The 14,756-nt window shown below is 68.6% G+C and carries 18 protein-coding genes; 12 read left to right on the plus strand and 6 right to left on the minus strand.

The features are described 5' to 3' along the window. Nucleotides 1-92 precede the first annotated feature (92 nt). Nucleotides 93-833 carry a lysophospholipid acyltransferase family protein gene (locus J2P76_RS09085; RefSeq protein WP_207409158.1) on the plus strand — a complete coding sequence of 247 codons (741 nt, stop codon included), beginning with the start codon at nt 93-95 and terminating at the stop codon, nt 831-833. A 40-nt stretch (nt 834-873) separates the two neighbouring features. Here the strand turns inward: J2P76_RS09085 and J2P76_RS09090 are convergent, their stop codons facing one another. The 5 genes from J2P76_RS09090 to J2P76_RS09110 all read right to left on the minus strand — a co-directional run bounded on the left by J2P76_RS09090 (nt 874) and on the right by J2P76_RS09110 (nt 5,463). Next, complete coding sequence (locus tag J2P76_RS09090; RefSeq protein ID WP_207406554.1) at nt 874-1,707, minus strand: symmetrical bis(5'-nucleosyl)-tetraphosphatase; 834 nt, start codon at nt 1,705-1,707, stop codon at nt 874-876. Continuing rightward, complete coding sequence (lptG, locus tag J2P76_RS09095; protein ID WP_207406556.1) at nt 1,704-2,882, minus strand: LPS export ABC transporter permease LptG; 1,179 nt, start codon at nt 2,880-2,882, stop codon at nt 1,704-1,706. Before lptG ends, J2P76_RS09090 begins: the two co-directional genes overlap by 4 nt. 80 nt (nt 2,883-2,962) lie before the next feature. Further along, nucleotides 2,963-3,697, minus strand: a complete 735-nt coding sequence (gene mtgA / locus J2P76_RS09100; protein WP_207406558.1) for a monofunctional biosynthetic peptidoglycan transglycosylase — start codon at nt 3,695-3,697, stop codon at nt 2,963-2,965. A 6-nt stretch (nt 3,698-3,703) separates the two neighbouring features. Continuing rightward, nucleotides 3,704-4,567: a shikimate dehydrogenase gene (aroE, locus tag J2P76_RS09105; protein ID WP_207406560.1), complete on the minus strand. Its 864-nt coding sequence runs from the start codon at nt 4,565-4,567 to the stop codon at nt 3,704-3,706. Further along, nucleotides 4,564-5,463, minus strand: coding sequence for a TonB family protein (locus tag J2P76_RS09110; protein ID WP_207406562.1), 900 nt, complete (start codon nt 5,461-5,463; stop codon nt 4,564-4,566). The genes aroE and J2P76_RS09110 overlap by 4 nt, the downstream gene beginning before the upstream one ends. 63 nt (nt 5,464-5,526) lie before the next feature. Here J2P76_RS09110 and J2P76_RS09115 point away from each other — a divergent pair, with 63 nt between their 5' ends. The 3 genes from J2P76_RS09115 to J2P76_RS09125 all read left to right on the plus strand — a co-directional run bounded on the left by J2P76_RS09115 (nt 5,527) and on the right by J2P76_RS09125 (nt 8,652). Next, entirely contained in the window at nt 5,527-6,459 is a 933-nt protein-coding gene (locus J2P76_RS09115) for a 3-hydroxyacyl-CoA dehydrogenase family protein (RefSeq protein WP_207406564.1), read from the plus strand. Between the two features lie 114 nt (nt 6,460-6,573). Next, the gene (locus J2P76_RS09120; RefSeq protein ID WP_207406565.1) at nt 6,574-7,911 is read left to right on the plus strand and encodes a short-chain fatty acid transporter; all 1,338 of its coding nucleotides are present in this window, start codon (nt 6,574-6,576) and stop codon (nt 7,909-7,911) included. Nucleotides 7,912-7,923: 12 nt separating this feature from the next. Continuing rightward, nucleotides 7,924-8,652, plus strand: a complete 729-nt coding sequence (locus tag J2P76_RS09125) for an SDR family NAD(P)-dependent oxidoreductase (RefSeq protein ID WP_207406567.1) — start codon at nt 7,924-7,926, stop codon at nt 8,650-8,652. A gap of 39 nt (nt 8,653-8,691) precedes the next feature. On the opposite strand, the gene J2P76_RS09130 is transcribed toward J2P76_RS09125, so the two are convergent. After that, nucleotides 8,692-9,480 (minus strand): IclR family transcriptional regulator, encoded by a 789-nt coding sequence (locus J2P76_RS09130; RefSeq protein WP_242697330.1) that lies wholly within the window; start codon nt 9,478-9,480, stop codon nt 8,692-8,694. Between the two features lie 147 nt (nt 9,481-9,627). Between J2P76_RS09130 and J2P76_RS09135 the strand changes: the two genes are divergently transcribed. From J2P76_RS09135 to J2P76_RS09170, 8 genes are all read left to right on the plus strand, one after another. Beyond that, entirely contained in the window at nt 9,628-10,317 is a 690-nt protein-coding gene (locus tag J2P76_RS09135; RefSeq protein ID WP_207406569.1) for a 3-oxoacid CoA-transferase subunit A, read from the plus strand. Beyond that, the gene (locus J2P76_RS09140) at nt 10,314-10,958 is read left to right on the plus strand and encodes a 3-oxoacid CoA-transferase subunit B (RefSeq protein ID WP_207406571.1); all 645 of its coding nucleotides are present in this window, start codon (nt 10,314-10,316) and stop codon (nt 10,956-10,958) included. The genes J2P76_RS09135 and J2P76_RS09140 overlap by 4 nt, the downstream gene beginning before the upstream one ends. Before the next feature lie 19 nt (nt 10,959-10,977). After that, nucleotides 10,978-11,253, plus strand: a complete 276-nt coding sequence (gene catC, locus J2P76_RS09145; RefSeq protein ID WP_012251359.1) for a muconolactone Delta-isomerase — start codon at nt 10,978-10,980, stop codon at nt 11,251-11,253. Nucleotides 11,254-11,271: 18 nt separating this feature from the next. Next, entirely contained in the window at nt 11,272-11,568 is a 297-nt protein-coding gene (locus J2P76_RS09150; RefSeq protein WP_207406573.1) for a YciI family protein, read from the plus strand. 27 nt (nt 11,569-11,595) lie between these two features. After that, on the plus strand, nt 11,596-12,375 hold the full coding sequence (gene pcaD, locus J2P76_RS09155) for a 3-oxoadipate enol-lactonase (RefSeq protein ID WP_207406575.1): 780 nt from the start codon (nt 11,596-11,598) through the stop codon (nt 12,373-12,375). A 4-nt stretch (nt 12,376-12,379) separates the two neighbouring features. Further along, nucleotides 12,380-13,420 carry a cyclase family protein gene (locus tag J2P76_RS09160; protein WP_207406583.1) on the plus strand — a complete coding sequence of 347 codons (1,041 nt, stop codon included), beginning with the start codon at nt 12,380-12,382 and terminating at the stop codon, nt 13,418-13,420. A gap of 122 nt (nt 13,421-13,542) precedes the next feature. Continuing rightward, nucleotides 13,543-13,875 carry an FxLYD domain-containing protein gene (locus tag J2P76_RS09165; RefSeq protein WP_207406585.1) on the plus strand — a complete coding sequence of 111 codons (333 nt, stop codon included), beginning with the start codon at nt 13,543-13,545 and terminating at the stop codon, nt 13,873-13,875. Between the two features lie 107 nt (nt 13,876-13,982). Continuing rightward, complete coding sequence (locus J2P76_RS09170) at nt 13,983-14,630, plus strand: carbonic anhydrase (RefSeq protein WP_207406587.1); 648 nt, start codon at nt 13,983-13,985, stop codon at nt 14,628-14,630. Nucleotides 14,631-14,756: the final 126 nt, after the last annotated feature.

Here is a 14,756-nt window from a genome sequence, read left to right on the forward strand (position 1 = left end):
CGTGCGCCGACCCCGATCGCGGGTATGATGCTGGCCGGCCGGCGGCGCGCCACACGGGTGGGCGCCGATGCGGCCTGGGAGCCCCTGATTTGCTGAAGTTGCCGCGTGTCATCCTGCGCCTGGCCCTGGTGGCGCCGTGGATCGTGTTCGGCCTGCTGTGCGTGGGCCTGGCCTACCCTTTCATGGAACTGCCCGCGCGCGCCGGCCTGAACCGCTACTGGTCGCGCAAGCTGATGGCCATGTGCGGCATCCGCGTGGTGGAAAGCGGCGACCCGGTGCTGTCCGGCCCCGTGCTGTGGGTGGCCAACCACGTGTCCTGGGTCGATATCTTCGTGGTCAATTCGGTGCGCGCCACGGCCTTCGTGGCCAAGAGCGAGATCCGCGGCTGGCCGCTGATCGGCTGGCTGGCCGCCGGCGCCGGCACGCTGTTCATCGAGCGGGGCCAGCGCCACGCCGTGCATGCGGTGGGCGAATCGGTGCAGGCGCGCTTCCGGCAGGGCGTGGCGGTGGGCCTGTTTCCCGAAGGCACCACCAGCGAGGGCGACACCGTGCGCCCTTTCCACGCCAGCCTGTTCGAGCCGGCCCGCACCGCGGGCGTGCCTATTCAACCGGTGGTGCTGCGCTTCCTGCAGCATGGCCGGCGCAGCCCGCTGGCCGCGTTCGTGGGCGAAGAAACCCTGGCGGTGAACTTGTGGCGCGTGCTAGGGGCCACCGGCCTGGCTGTGGAAGTCGAATTCCTGCCGCCGCTGCAGGCGCAGGCACCCGACGGCCAGCCGGTCAGCCGGCTCGAGATGTCGCGGCTGGCGCGCGCGGCCATCGCCGCCCGGCTGTAGGGCGCGCCCGCCGGCCCGCGGCCCGGCGATTCCCGCCGCGCTATTCGCCCAGCGGGTCCTGGAACTGCGAGCACTTGATCTGCGCCACCTTGCGGTCCTGCAGGCGCATGGCCGTCAGCGAGCCGCCCCATACGCAGCCGGTGTCCAGGCAGATGACGTCGGGCCGCACCAGCAGGCCCAGGGTGGACCAGTGCCCGAACACCACGGTGATGTCGCGCGTGGCGCGGCCGGGCACGTCGAACCAGGGCAGCAGGCCGGCCGGCCATGCGCCCGGGGCCACCTTGGTGGCGAATTCCATGTGGCCCGCCGGCGTGCACAGGCGGATGCGGGTCAGCGCGTTGATGATCACGCGCATCCGCTTGCCGCCCTTGTGGCGTTCTTTCCAGTGGGCCGGCTCGTTGCCGTACATTTTCTGCAGCGCCTTCTGCCAGTTCGGTCCGCGCAGGGCGTCCTGGACTTCGCCGGCCAGCGCCAGGGTCTTGGCCACGTCCCATTTGGCCAGCACGCCGGCATGCACCAGCAGGTGGCCCTGCTCGAAGTGGGCCAGCGGCCGAAAGCGCAGCCAGTCGATCAGTTCGTCGGCGTCGGGGGCCTGCAGGATCTCGTCGATGGTGTCCGACTTCGACGGCTTGCGCACGCCGGCGGCGGCGGCCAGCAGATGCAGGTCGTGGTTGCCCAGCACCGAAACGGCGCGCTCGCCCAGCCCGATGATGCGGCGCAGGCTGGCCAGCGACTGCGGGCCGCGGTTGACCAGGTCGCCGGCAAACCAGAACTGCGCGTCGGGGTCGCCGGCCAGGTCGGGGTGCGCAAGAAGTTCGTCCAGCGGCGCGCAGCAACCTTGCACGTCGCCGATCATCCAGATGCTGCCTTTCATGCGGGGCTTCGTCTCCAGGGCCAGCGCGCCTGCGCGAACCGCGCGGTGGCGTGGCGGTATTCCATCAGGCTGAGCGCGCCCAGCGCCAGCAGTGTGGCCCCCAGGTTGGGGCCCAGCGCCGTCAGCCACGGCGGCCAGCGGCTCAGCATGCCGACGTTCAGCGCCAGCTGGTTCAGCATGAAGAAGCCCACGCCCAGCAGAATGCCGATGAACACCTTGGCGCCCACGCCGCCGCGGCGCGTCTGCATGAAGCCGATGGGCGCGGCGATGGTGATCATGACCAGCAGCGTGAAGGGATACGAGACCTTGCGCCACAGCGCCACCACCTGGCGGCCGGCGTCGAGCTGGTTGTGGTGCAGGTAGTCGATGTAGTCGAGCAGGGTGCCCAGCGACATGCGCTCGGGGGTCAGCACGCGGGCCAGCAGGCGTCCGGGGCTGAGCGTGGTGTCCAGTTCGCGCTGCGGCAGCTTGCTTACGCGCGCCGGCGGCGTGCGCGGCGGCTTGGCGTCGGCCAGCGCCTGCGCGGCGCGGTCGTCGATGTGGGTTTCGGCCACGTCTTTCAGCATCAGCTTGTCGTCGGTGAACGCGCCGGTGGCGGCCGTGGACATGGTGGTCAGCTGCAGGCCCGGCTTGAATTCATACACCGTGACGCCCTCGACGTTGCCGTCGGCCAGCAGTTTGGCGATGTTGATGATGCGGGTGCCGCCGTCGCGGGTGGGTTCCTTGAACCAGTAGCCGCTGTCCATGCGGGTGCCGCTGGCCTTGCCGCGGAACATCAGGCTGGCCTCGCCGCTTTTGATCTCGGCGGCCGGCGTGACGAACTCGGACAACAGCGAGGCGCCGATCATCAGGGGCAGGGTGATCAGCCACAGCATGCGCAGCAGCCGCATGCCGCTGACCCCCGAGACCCGCAGGATGACCAGCTCGTTGCGCTGCGCCAGCCCGGCCAGCGCCAGGATGGCGCCGATCAGCAGCCCGATGGGCAGCAGGTCGTACAGGCGGGTGGGCAGCGCCAGGGCCTGCATGTACAGCAGGGCCAGCATGCTGAACTTGTCGCCCACGTTGTCCAGGTCGTCGACCAGGGCGAAGAACGTGAACAGGCCCAGCAGGGCCAGCAGGACCACTGCACAAGAGCGATAGATTTCGCGGGCCAGATAGCGGCGGGCTGTACGCATGAAAAGGGTGTGCGTCGGTATGCGCGTAAACGTGAAAGCTTACCAAAATCGGCCGGCATCCCGGCACTTCCTTGCGTGTGTCAAGGAATGTCAACCATGCGCATGCGGCGGGTCAGGGTGCCGGTGCGCGAATTCAGGTAACTGGTGTGCCGGTGTTTGTCGTAATAGCGCGGGTTGGGCAGCATGGCCGCCAGGCGCGCCGCCTGGGAACTGCCCAGCCCGGCGGCGCTGGTCTTGTAGTAGTGGCGGGCGGCCGCCTCGGCGCCGAACACCCCCACGCCCCATTCGGCCACATTCAGATACAGCTCCAGGATGCGCTGCTTGGGCATGACATGTTCGATCATGTAGGTCAGCACCAGTTCCTGGCCCTTGCGCAGGTAGCTGCGCGAGCTGGACAGGAACAGGTTCTTGGCCAGCTGCTGGGTAATGGTCGAGCCGCCGCGCATCTTGTGGCGGCCGCGCGCCTCCTGGCGCTGGTTGTATTCCCAGGCCTTGCGGATGGCGTCCCATTCGACGCCGTCGTGCTCGGTGAAATTGGCGTCTTCGGACGCCACCACCGCGCGCTTGAGCGAATTGCTGATGCGGTCGTACGGCACCCACCGGTACTGCAGCTCGGCATCGGGGTCGGTCTCGCGCAGCCGCGACAATTCCTGGCGCATGATGGCGCTGCTGCCCGGGTCGCGGTAGGCATACCAGACCACCAGGCAGAACATCCACAGCTGGTACATGATCAGCAGGCACAGCAGTGCCATGATGCCCGCGCCGATGACCCGGCCCCAGCGGATCCGGCCCATGGTCGAACGGCGCGTCGGCATGCCCGGTCAGTCCCTGGCCAGCAGCGCGGCGCGCAGGGCGGCCAGCACGGGCGACGGGTCGGGCCGCACCCCGTGCCAGATCAGGAAGCTTTCGGCGGCCTGGCCCACCAGCATGCCCAGGCCGTCGGCCGTGCGGGCGGCGCCGTCTTCGGTGGCCTGGCGCATGAACGCCGTGGGATGAGCCGCATACATCATGTCGTAGGCCAGGGCATCGGGCGCGTACAGGCCGCGCGGCAGCTCGGGCGCGGCACCCTGCAGGCTGCTGGCGGTGGCGTTGATCACCACGTTCCAGCCGCCCGCGGCGCCGGCCTCGGCCAGGGCCCCCGCCGTGACGTGCGTGCCCGGCACGGCGCCGGCCGCGGCCCAGCCGGCGGCCAGGTCGTGCGCGCGCTGGGGGCTGCGGTTGACGATATGGATGCGGGCGCAGCCGGCCGCGGCCAGCGGCTGCAGCACGCCGCGGGCCGCGCCGCCGGCGCCCACCAGCAGCACGCGGGCGCCTTCCAGCATCACGCCCAGCCGCAGCAGGTCGCCCACCAGCCCCACCCCGTCGGTGTTGCAGCCATGCCAGGCGCCGTCGCGCAGCCACAGCGTATTGACCGCGCCGGCCAGGCGGGCCCGCTCGCTCAGGTGCGCGCCGGCCAGTTCGCGGGCCTCTTCCTTGAACGGCACGGTCACGTTCAGGCCCAGGCCGCCCTGTTCGCGAAACGCCTGCACGGTGGCCGCGAAGCCGTCCACCGGCGCCGGCAGCCGCTCGTACTGCAGCGGCTTGCCGGTCTGCGCCGAGAACATGGCGTGGATCTGCGGCGAGCGGCTGTGCGCCACGGGGTTGCCGATCACGGCGTAGCGGGGCAGGGAACTGGCCTGGCTCATGGGACTCGGGTTTCCAGGGTGTCGTTGACGAAATGCCAGGTGCGGGTAATGACCAGCATGTCGGCTTCGCGCGCAATCTGCGGCGGGAAGGGAGGAAAGGGCGCCGCCATCTGCACGATGCGCCGCGCGGCCTGGTTCAGCACGGCGTGTTCCGACGGCTGGTCGATCTCGACACTGGCCACGCTGCCGTCGGCGCGCACCGATACGGTGATCTGCAGCGAGCCGTAGATGCGGCCGCGCGCCTCTTCGGGGTAGTGCCGGGTGCCGATGGCCTCGACGCGCGAGCGCCAGGCGTCGAGATAGGCGGCGTAGCGCGATGCCTGCGCCGAGGGCGCGACGAATTCCTTGCGCGGCTGCGCGTTGTACGACTGGATGCGGGCGGCCAGCGTGGCGACCTGCGCGTTCTGCACCACGCCGGGCTGGTCGTGCACGTCTTCGCCGGGCGCCGTGGCGTCGGGCCACGGGTAGACCGGCTGGCGCTCGGTGCCGGTCTTGGCCTGCGCTTCCAACTGGGTCAGCAGGCGCATCTGCTCGGCTTCGAGCTGCGCCTGCCGCTTGCGCATGGCCTGCAGCACGATGGTCTCGGCTGATTCGCCGGTGCGCGGCAGCGGCGTGGCGGCCACGCCGCGCTCGGCATTGCCGCCGCCGTCCACCTGGCTTTGCGCCACCACTTGCGCCTGGACGGGGGCGGACTGCGTATGGGCGTTGACCAGCACGATTTCCAGCGGCGCCTGGGCGGGCCGGGCCGGCGCAGGCGCGGCAAACCGCCACGCCAGCGCGCCGGCGTGCAGCAGCAGCGAAATCGCCAGTCCGATCCGCAAGTAGTGCTGGGCAGGCNATACGTACAAATGTTCGTATATAGAACATACTGATTCCCGGCCCGCGCGGGAATGCATGCTCGGCTGGGCGCGCTGCGCGCGTCTGGCCGCCCGGCGCGAGCATCTCAAGAGCGTATCGACATGGATCTTCCTATCCAGAGCCTGGCCGTGGTCGGCGCGGGCGCCATGGGCAGCGGTATTGCGGCCCTGTTTGCCGCCAAGGGGCTCGACGTGGTCCTGATCGACCCGGTGCCCGGCGCGCTGGAGCGCGCCGCCGGTGTCATCGACCGGCAGCTCGGGGTGTATGCCCCCGGCGCCGTGGCCGAGACGCGGCGCCGCATCCGCATGGACGCCGGCCTGGAAGCGGCCTGTTCCTGCGACCTGGTCATCGAGGCCGTTCCCGAAAAACTGGAGCTCAAGCGCGACGTGTTCGCGCGGCTGGACACGCTGTGCCGGCCCGAGACTATCTTCGCCACCAATACTTCGGGCCTGTCCATCAATGCCATCGCCCAAGCGGTCACGCGCCGCGACCGCTTCGTGGGCACGCATTTCTTCACTCCCGCCGACGTGATTCCGCTGGTCGAGGTGGTGCGCAACGACCACACCGCTCCGGCCACCGTCGACACGGTGATGGCCGCGCTGCGCCATGTGGGCAAGCGCCCCGTGCTGGTCAACCGCGACATTCCCGGCTTTATCGCCAACCGCATCCAGCATGCGCTGGCGCGCGAAGCGATGTCGCTGCTGGAAAAAGGCATCGCCAGCGCCGAAGATATCGACGAAGTGGTCAAGTGGAGCCTGGGCATCCGCCTGGCGCTGACCGGGCCGCTGGAACAGCGCGACATGAACGGCCTGGACGTGCACCACGCCATCGCCACTTATCTGTATCCCGACCTGGAAAACCGCACGACCCCGTCGCCCCTGCTGGCCGGCAAGGTCGCCAGCGGCCAGATCGGCGCCAAGGCCGGCAAGGGCTTCTACGACTGGCCAGCCGAACGCCGCGAGCAGGTGCTGCGCGACAAGAGCTCCGCCCTGGGCGACCTGGTGGACTGGCTCAATAGCCGGCAAGCCGATTGACCCCCATCCTATTCTTTTCAAACCCCTGACCCGGCGGGCCGCTGCGCCGGGCGGCCGCCACCGGCCGCGTGCCACGGCCCCCAACGGACACGCTTTACCGGAGCTGGAAGCAGCATGAACAAACTGACGTCGTTTTTCACGGAGCTGATGCGCAAGTATCTGCCCGACCCCTTCGTATTCGCCATCGCGCTGACGCTGCTGACCGTGCTGATGGCCATGGGCATCGAGGGCCAGAGCCTGGGCCAGGTCACCCGTGAATGGGGCAAGGGCTTCTGGAGCCTGCTGGCCTTCACCACGCAGATGGCAGTGATCCTGGCCATGGGCTATGTGCTGGCCACCGCGCCGCTTACCGACCGCCTGCTGAACCGCATCGTCAGCCACGTGCACCAGCCGCGCACGGCCATCATCGTGGCCACTCTGGTGGGCGGCATCGGCAGCTACCTGAACTGGGGTTTCGGCCTGGTCATCGGCGGCATCGTGGCCAAGAAACTGGCGTTGAAGGTCAAGGGCGTGCACTATCCGCTGATCATCGCGGCGGCCTACAGCGGCTTCACCATGTACGGCCTGGGCCTGTCGGCCAGCATTCCGGTGCTGATCGCCACGCCCGGCCACCCCATGGCCGACCAGATGGGCGTCATCCCGCTGTCGGAAACGATCTTCTCGGCGCCCATGCTGCTGACCAGCCTGGTCATCATCGTGACCTTGCCGCTGCTCAACGCCTGGCTGCATCCCCGCGGCGGCGACAAGGTCGTGGAAGTCGACCCCGCCATCGACAAGCCCACCGAAACCGCCGCGGCCGGCGACCTGATAGAACAGAACACCTTCGCCTCGAAGCTGAACAACAGCCGCCTGCTCAGCCTGGCGATCGGCCTGCTGGGCATGGCCTACGTGGCGTTCCACTTCATGGACGGCGGCTCGCTGGACCTGAACCTGATCAACTTCACCATCCTGTTCCTGGGCGTGCTGCTGCTGGGCACGCCGGCCGCCTACGTGGCCAAGCTCAATGAAGGCATCAAGACCATCTCGGGCATCATCCTGCAGTACCCGTTCTACGCCGGCATCATGGCCATCATGGCCGGCTCGGGCCTGGTCAACACCATCTCGCACGTGTTCGTCGACGTGGCCTCGGCCGGCACCCTGCCGTTCTGGGGCCTGATCAGCTCGTTCTTCATCAACTTCTTCGCGCCCTCGGGGGGCGGCCACTGGGTGATCCAGGGCCCGTTCATGATCGACGCCGCCAAGGAAATCGGCAGCTCGATCAGCCAGACCTCGATGTCGGTCATGCTGGGCAACGCCTGGAACGACCTGGTGCAACCCTTCTGGATCCTGCCCGCGCTGGCGCTCTCGAAGCTGAAGCTGCGCGACGTCATGGGCTACACCGTCATCATGATGCTGTGGGTGGGGCTGATCGACATCGTCGCCGTGCTCGCCTGGGGCATCCTGACCCACTAAAAGAGCATCGATATGAACAAAGCTCAGGCTTATCTGGTTACCGGCGGCAGCGCCGGCATCGGCGCCGCCATTGTGCGCGCGCTGCTCGACGCGGGCCACCGCGTGGTCAACATCGATTACCGCCTGCCCGCCAACCCGCCCGAAGGGCTGGTGTCGATCCAGGCCGACCTGACCGACGAAGCGCAAACCAGGGCCGCGGCCGCCCAGGCCACGCGCGACCACGCCATCGTGGGGCTGGTGAACAACGCCGGCGCCACCCGGCCCGGCACCGCCGACACCGCCACCCTGGCCGACCTGGATTACGTCGTGGCGCTGCACCTGCGCACGGCGCTGATCCTGGTGCAGGCCGTGCTGCCCGACATGCGCGCGGCCGGCTTCGGCCGCATCGTGAACATGTCGTCGCGCGCGGCGCTGGGCAAGCCCGACCGCGTGGTGTATTCGGCCACCAAGGCCGGCCTGGTGGGCATGACCCGCACGCTGGCCATGGAACTGGGCGGCGACGGCATTACCGTCAACGCCATCGGCCCCGGCCCCATCGCCACCGACCTGTTCCGCAACAGCAACCCCGACGGCGCCCCGCAGACGCAGCGCATCATCAACAGCATCGTGGTCAAGCGCCTGGGCACGCCCGAAGACGTGGCGCGCGCCGCGATGTTCTTCCTGTCGCCCGACAACGGCTTCGTGACCGGGCAGATGCTGTACGTGTGCGGCGGCACCACGCTGGGCGTGGCGCCGGTCTGAATGAACGGCCGCGCCGCCTTCGCCCCCGGCCGCCGCGCCTCAGCGGCGCCGCAGCGCCTGGTCGATGTGTTCGGCCGCGCGGCGCAGCGGCGGCAGGAAGGCGTCCAGCATGGCCTCGCGCGAGTAGCGGTTGGCATGCCCGCTGACGTTCATGGCGCCGATCACGCGGCCGCCCCGGTCGATGATGGGCACCGCCACCGACTGCAGGCCGGGTTCGAGCTCCTGCACCACGCAGGCATAGCCGTCGGCGCGCACCTGCGCCAGAATGCGCTTGAGCCTGCCCGGGTCGGTGACCGTGTGCCGCGTCAGGGGGCGGATATCGCTGGCGGCCAGCACGCGGTCTTGTTCGGCCGGCGGCAGGCCGGCCAGCAGCACGCGGCCCATGGAAGTCACCCAGGCCGGCAGGCGGCTGCCCACCGACAGGTTGATGCTCATTACCTTGTGGGTGGACAGGCGCAGGATGTACACCACGTCGACGCCGTCCAGCACCGACACCGAGCACGATTCGCGCGTGGTCTCGGCCACCTCTTCCATGTAGGGCAGCGCCAGGTCCCACAGCGGCGTGGCCGACAAGTACGAATAGCCCAGTTCGAGAATGCGCGGAGTCAGCGCGAATTTGCGGTCTTCCACCGACACATAGCCCAGGTGGGCCAGGGTCAGCAGGATGCGGCGCGCGCCGGCGCGCGTCAGGCCGCAGGCGGCCGCCACTTCGGACAGCGTCATTTGCGGGCGCTGCGGGCCGAACGCCCGTATCACCGACAGCCCGCGCGCGAACGACTGCACGTAGGTATCGCTGGGTTGCTGGGTTTCCTGCGTATCGATAGCCATGCGTGCGCCAACCCTGATCACCACCCGGGAACCCGCCAGGCGCATCCGCCTTGACACTCCCAGGTCACCATGAAACGATGTTCTTTAAAAGAACGAAAGTTCTAATAAAGAACAAATTATGACACGCCCTTTTTACTGCGGACACTCATGATCTCAAAGCTCGTTGCAAACGCGGCAGCCGCCCTGGCGGACGTACCCGACGGCGCCACCGTCCTGATCGGCGGTTTCGGCACGGCCGGCCAGCCGATGGAACTGATCGACGCCCTGCTCGAACAAGGCGCGAAAGACCTCACCATCATCAACAACAACGCCGGCAACGGCACCACCGGCCTGGCCGCGCTGCTGGGCGCGGGCCGCGTGCGCAAGATCATCTGCTCGTTCCCGCGCCAGGTCGATTCGCAGATCTTCGACGGCCTGTACCGCAGCGGCAAGGTCGAGCTGGAACTGGTGCCGCAGGGCAACCTGGCCGAGCGCATCCGCGCCGCCGGCGCCGGCATCGGCGCCTTCTTCACGCCCACCGGCTACGGTACGCCGCTGGCCGACGGCAAGGAAGTCCGCGAGATCAATGGCCGCCATTACGTGCTTGAATACCCCCTGCATGCCGACTACGCGCTGATCAAGGCCGAACGCGGCGACCGCTGGGGCAACCTGGTGTACCGCAAGACGGCGCGCAACTTCGGGCCCATCATGGCCAGCGCCGCGCGCGTGGCGGTGGCCCAGGTGCGCCAGGTGGTCGAACTGGGCGAGCTCGATCCCGAAACCGTCGTCACCCCCGGTATCTTCGTCAAGCGCGTCGTGCAGATCGACGCCGCCCCGGCCGCCAAGGAGCAGCAATGAGCAGCAAACTGACCCGCGACCAGATCGCCGCCCGCGTCGCGCAAGACATTCCCGAAGGCGCCTACGTCAACCTGGGCATCGGCCTGCCCACGCTGGTGGCCAACCACCTGCCGGCCGACCGCGAAGTGATCCTGCATACCGAAAACGGCATGCTGGGCATGGGCCCCGCCCCCGCCAAGGGCCAGGAAGACTATGACCTGATCAACGCCGGCAAGCAGCCCGTTACCGAACTGCCGGGCTGCTCGTTCTTCCACCATGCCGATTCGTTCGCCATGATGCGCGGCGGCCACCTGGACATCTGCGTGCTGGGCGCCTTCCAGGTGTCGCAGCGCGGCGACCTGGCCAACTGGCACACCGGCGCGCCCGACGCCATTCCGGCCGTGGGCGGCGCCATGGACCTGGCCATCGGCGCCAAAGACGTGTTCGTGATGATGGAACTGCTGACCCGCGACGGCCAGAGCAAGCTGGTGGCCGACTGCAGCTACCCGCTGACCGGCGTGCAGTGCGTGTCGCGCGTGTACACCGACCTGGCCGTCTTCGACATCGGCGCCGACGGCGTCACCGTCATCGACATGTTCGGCGACATGAGCGCCGACGAACTGCTGCGCCTGACCGGCCTGCCGCTGAAGTTTTCCCGCTGAATACGATTGGAGATACCCCATGCTTTTCATGGTCCAGATGCAAGTGAACCTGCCCGTGGACATGCCCGCCGAACGCGCCGACAAGCTCAAGGCCGATGAAAAGGCCTTGGCGCAGCAGCTGCAGCGCGACGGCAAATGGCCGCACCTGTGGCGCGTGGCGGGCCGCTACGCCAACGTCAGCATCTTCGACGTGGCCAGCAACGACGAACTGCACCAGCTGCTGTCGTCGCTGCCGCTGTTTCCGTACATGGATATCCAGGTAACGGCGCTGGCGCGCCATCCCTCGGCCATCTGAGCCCCGCGCGAGCCCGCCATGCCCTACATCATCGAAACCTTCGACAAGCCGGGCCACCAGGCCGTGCGCCAGCAGCAGCGCGCCGCGCACCTGGAATTCCTGGACGCCAACAAGCATCTGCTGCTGGCCTGCGGCGCCAAGCTGCACGACGACGGCCAGGATGCCGGCGGCGGGCTGTACGTCGTGGATCTCGACACGCGCGAGGCCGCCGAAGCCTTCATCGCCGCCGACCCCTTCAGCCAGGCGGGCCTGTTCGAGCGCGTGGCCATCACGCGCTGGCGCAAAGCCTACGTCAACGGCCAGTGCCTGCTGTAATGCGGGCCGCATCCCAGGAATCTTCTTATGTCTTATGCTGACCTGAGCCAGGTACGCCTGTACTACGTCATCGACGGCCCCGCCGACGCCCCCGTGCTGGTGCTGTCGAATTCGCTGGGCACCTGCGCCGACATGTGGGCGCGCCAGGTGCCGGCGCTGTCGCAACACTTCCGCGTACTGCGCTACGACACGCGCGGCCACGGCAAATCGTCGGTGCCGGCGGGCGAATACAGCTTCGCGCAGCTGGCCGGCGACGTGGCCGAGCTGCTCGACCACCTGGACATCGCCCAGGCCGATTTCTGCGGCCTGTCGATGGGCGGCCCCACCGGGCTGCAGCTGGCGCTGGACCACCCGCAGCGCGTGCGCCGGCTGGTGCTCAGCAACACGGCGGCGCGCATCGGCAGTGTGGAAAGCTGGTCGGCGCGCATCGCGGCGGTGGCGCAGAACGGCCTGGAAAACATGGCGCCCGGCCTGGTCGAACGCTGGCTGTCGCCGGCGTTTCGCGCCGACAAGCCGGGCCTGACCCAGGTGCTGGTCGACATGCTGCGCCGCATTCCCGATGAAGGCTACAGCGGCAACTGCGCGGCCCTGCGCGATGCCGACCTGCGCGGCCGGCTGGGCGACATCAAGGCGCCCACGCTGGTGATCGCCGGCACGCAAGACCCGGCGGCCACCCCGCAAGACGGCCGCGAGCTGGCCGCGGGCATCGCCGGCGCGCGCTACGTGGAACTGGACACTTCGCACCTTTCCAACTGGGAACAACCGGAAGCCTACACCCGCGCGGTCGCCGACTTCCTTACGGAGTAAGCCTATGCAACGCTGGAAGCAACGTCCCGAAGGCTCGAACTGGGGCGACTACGGCCCCGACGACCAGCTGGGCCGGCTGAACCTGCTGACCGAAGCGCAGGTGCTCAAGGGCGCGCGCGAGATCCGCGCCGGCAAGACGTTCTGCCTGTCGCTGCCGCTGGACCTGCCGGGCGGCAATGTGCTGAACGCCCGCCGCCACCCGCCCCAGCTCAGCCCCACGCGGCTGCAGGACACGCCGTACCTGAACTTCCCGCTGCGCAACCTGAACCCCGACGCGGTCGACGTGCTCAGCGACGACCAGGTGCTGCTGTCGATGCAGTACTCCACCCAATGGGATTCGCTGGCCCACGTGGGCGCGCTGTTCGACGCCGACGGCGACGGCCGCGCCGAGCTTTGCTACTACAACGGCTACCGCGCCGGCGCGGACATCATCGGGCCGGCCGACGCCGACCACGCCGGCTGCGGCTGCAACAGCGGCGGCCCCTCGGCCGCGCTGAAGCTGGGCGTGGAAAACCTGGCCTGGCAGGGCATGCAGGGGCGCGGCGTGCTGCTCGACCTGGCGCGCCACTTCGGCACCGGGCGCACGCTGATCGGCCATGCCGAACTGATGCAGGTGCTGAAAGCCGACGGCATCGCCGTCGAATCCGGCGACATGCTGGTGCTGCGCACCGGGTTCGCCGAGAAAGTCGTCGAAATGGCCGGCCAGCCCGACCCCGATGTGCTGCACGCCTACGGCGCCGCCCTGGACGGCACCGACGCGGCCCTGCTGCAATGGATTACCGACAGCGGCATCGTGGCGATCTGCGCCGACAACTACGCGGTCGAGGCCTACCCCGCGCGCGACCGCCAGGGGCCGCGCGCCATGCTGCCGCTGCACCACCACTGCCTGTTCAAGCTGGGCCTGCCGCTGGCCGAGCTGTGGTACCTGAAAGACCTGGCCGACTGGCTGCACGCCAACGGCCGGCGCCACTTCATGCTGACCGCCCCGCCGCTGCGCATGCCGCACGCCATCGGCTCGCCGGTCACGCCCATCGCGACCGTGTAACCGGCCGGCAGGCAGCTGCCTGCCCCGGTTGCCAGCTGACACACACTGCCGCGCCGCGCGCTTGCGCCATCGGGCGCGGCATTCTATGGTGGAACACGGGCCATGCGCCCCGGAGGACCACCATGAAAAAGATCCTGGCTTCGCTGGCGCTGGCGGCGGCGTCCGCCGCGGCCGCCGCCCAGAGCCTGCCGTACGGCGTGTCCATCGACAACCTGGCCGCCACCCGCCAGGCCGACGGCAGTTCGGTCATTACCGGCATCGTGTCCAACCACGGCGACAAGGCCGTGCAGGGCCTGACGGTTACTTTTGTGCTGTACGACGCCCAGGGCCGCGAAGTCGGCCGCACCACGGGGCGGCGCGACACCGCCCTGGCGCCCGGGGAAAACTGGCAGGTGCTGGCCACCACTCCGCACGCCTTCACGCGCTTTACCGCCATGGACATCAAGGCCCAATAAGCCCGCGCCGGCCGCCGCCCGCAAGCCGGGGGCCGCCCAGTAGCCTGTAAGGGTGGTGTGGGAAAATGGCAGGGTACCCACCCCATAACAACAAAAGGACACGTCCCATGTTTCCGAAACGACTTTCCGACGGCTACCAGGCATTTCTCGACGGCCGCTTCCACAACGAACGCAAACGCTACGAACAGCTGGGCGAAACCGGGCAAAGCCCCGAAATCCTGCTGATCGGCTGTTGCGATTCGCGGGTGTCGCCCGAAGTGATCTTCGACGCCGGCCCCGGCGAAATGTTCGTGATCCGCAACGTCGCCAACCTGGTGCCTCCGTACGAAGGCGAGGCCAAATCCTCGTCCCTGCACGGCACCAGCGCGGCCATCGAATTCGCGGTCAGCGCGCTCAATGTGAAACATGTCGTGGTGCTGGGCCATGCCTCGTGCGGCGGCGTGCGCGCCGTGTTCGACGACGCCAAGCCGCTGACCGAAATCGACTTCATCGGCAAATGGATGTCGCAGGTCACCTCTGTGGCCGAAGCCACCCCGCGCACCGGCGACCGCGACACCGATATCCAGCGGCTGGAATGGGCCGTGGTGGAACACAGCCTGAAAAACCTGATGACCTTCCCGTCCATCCGCAGCCGGGTCGAACAGGGCCAGATGGAACTGCACGGCGCCTATTTCGGGGTGGCCACCGGCCTGCTGTTCCTGCGCGACCCCGGCACCGGCCAGTTCTCGCCCTGCCAGCCGCAGGCGGCGGCGTAATTCATACGTATGCGAACGCCCGGTTCCGGGCGTAAGCCTGGCGCTATCCAGGCCCGGGCATAAGCATTAACCTTCGATGGGTTGGCGCCACGGCATCTTGCCCGCGCCCCCACCAAAGGAACCCGC

It is taken from the genome of Bordetella petrii (assembly GCF_017356245.1).
GTDB classification, from domain to species: Bacteria; Pseudomonadota; Gammaproteobacteria; order Burkholderiales; family Burkholderiaceae_B; genus Bordetella_A; species Bordetella_A petrii_D.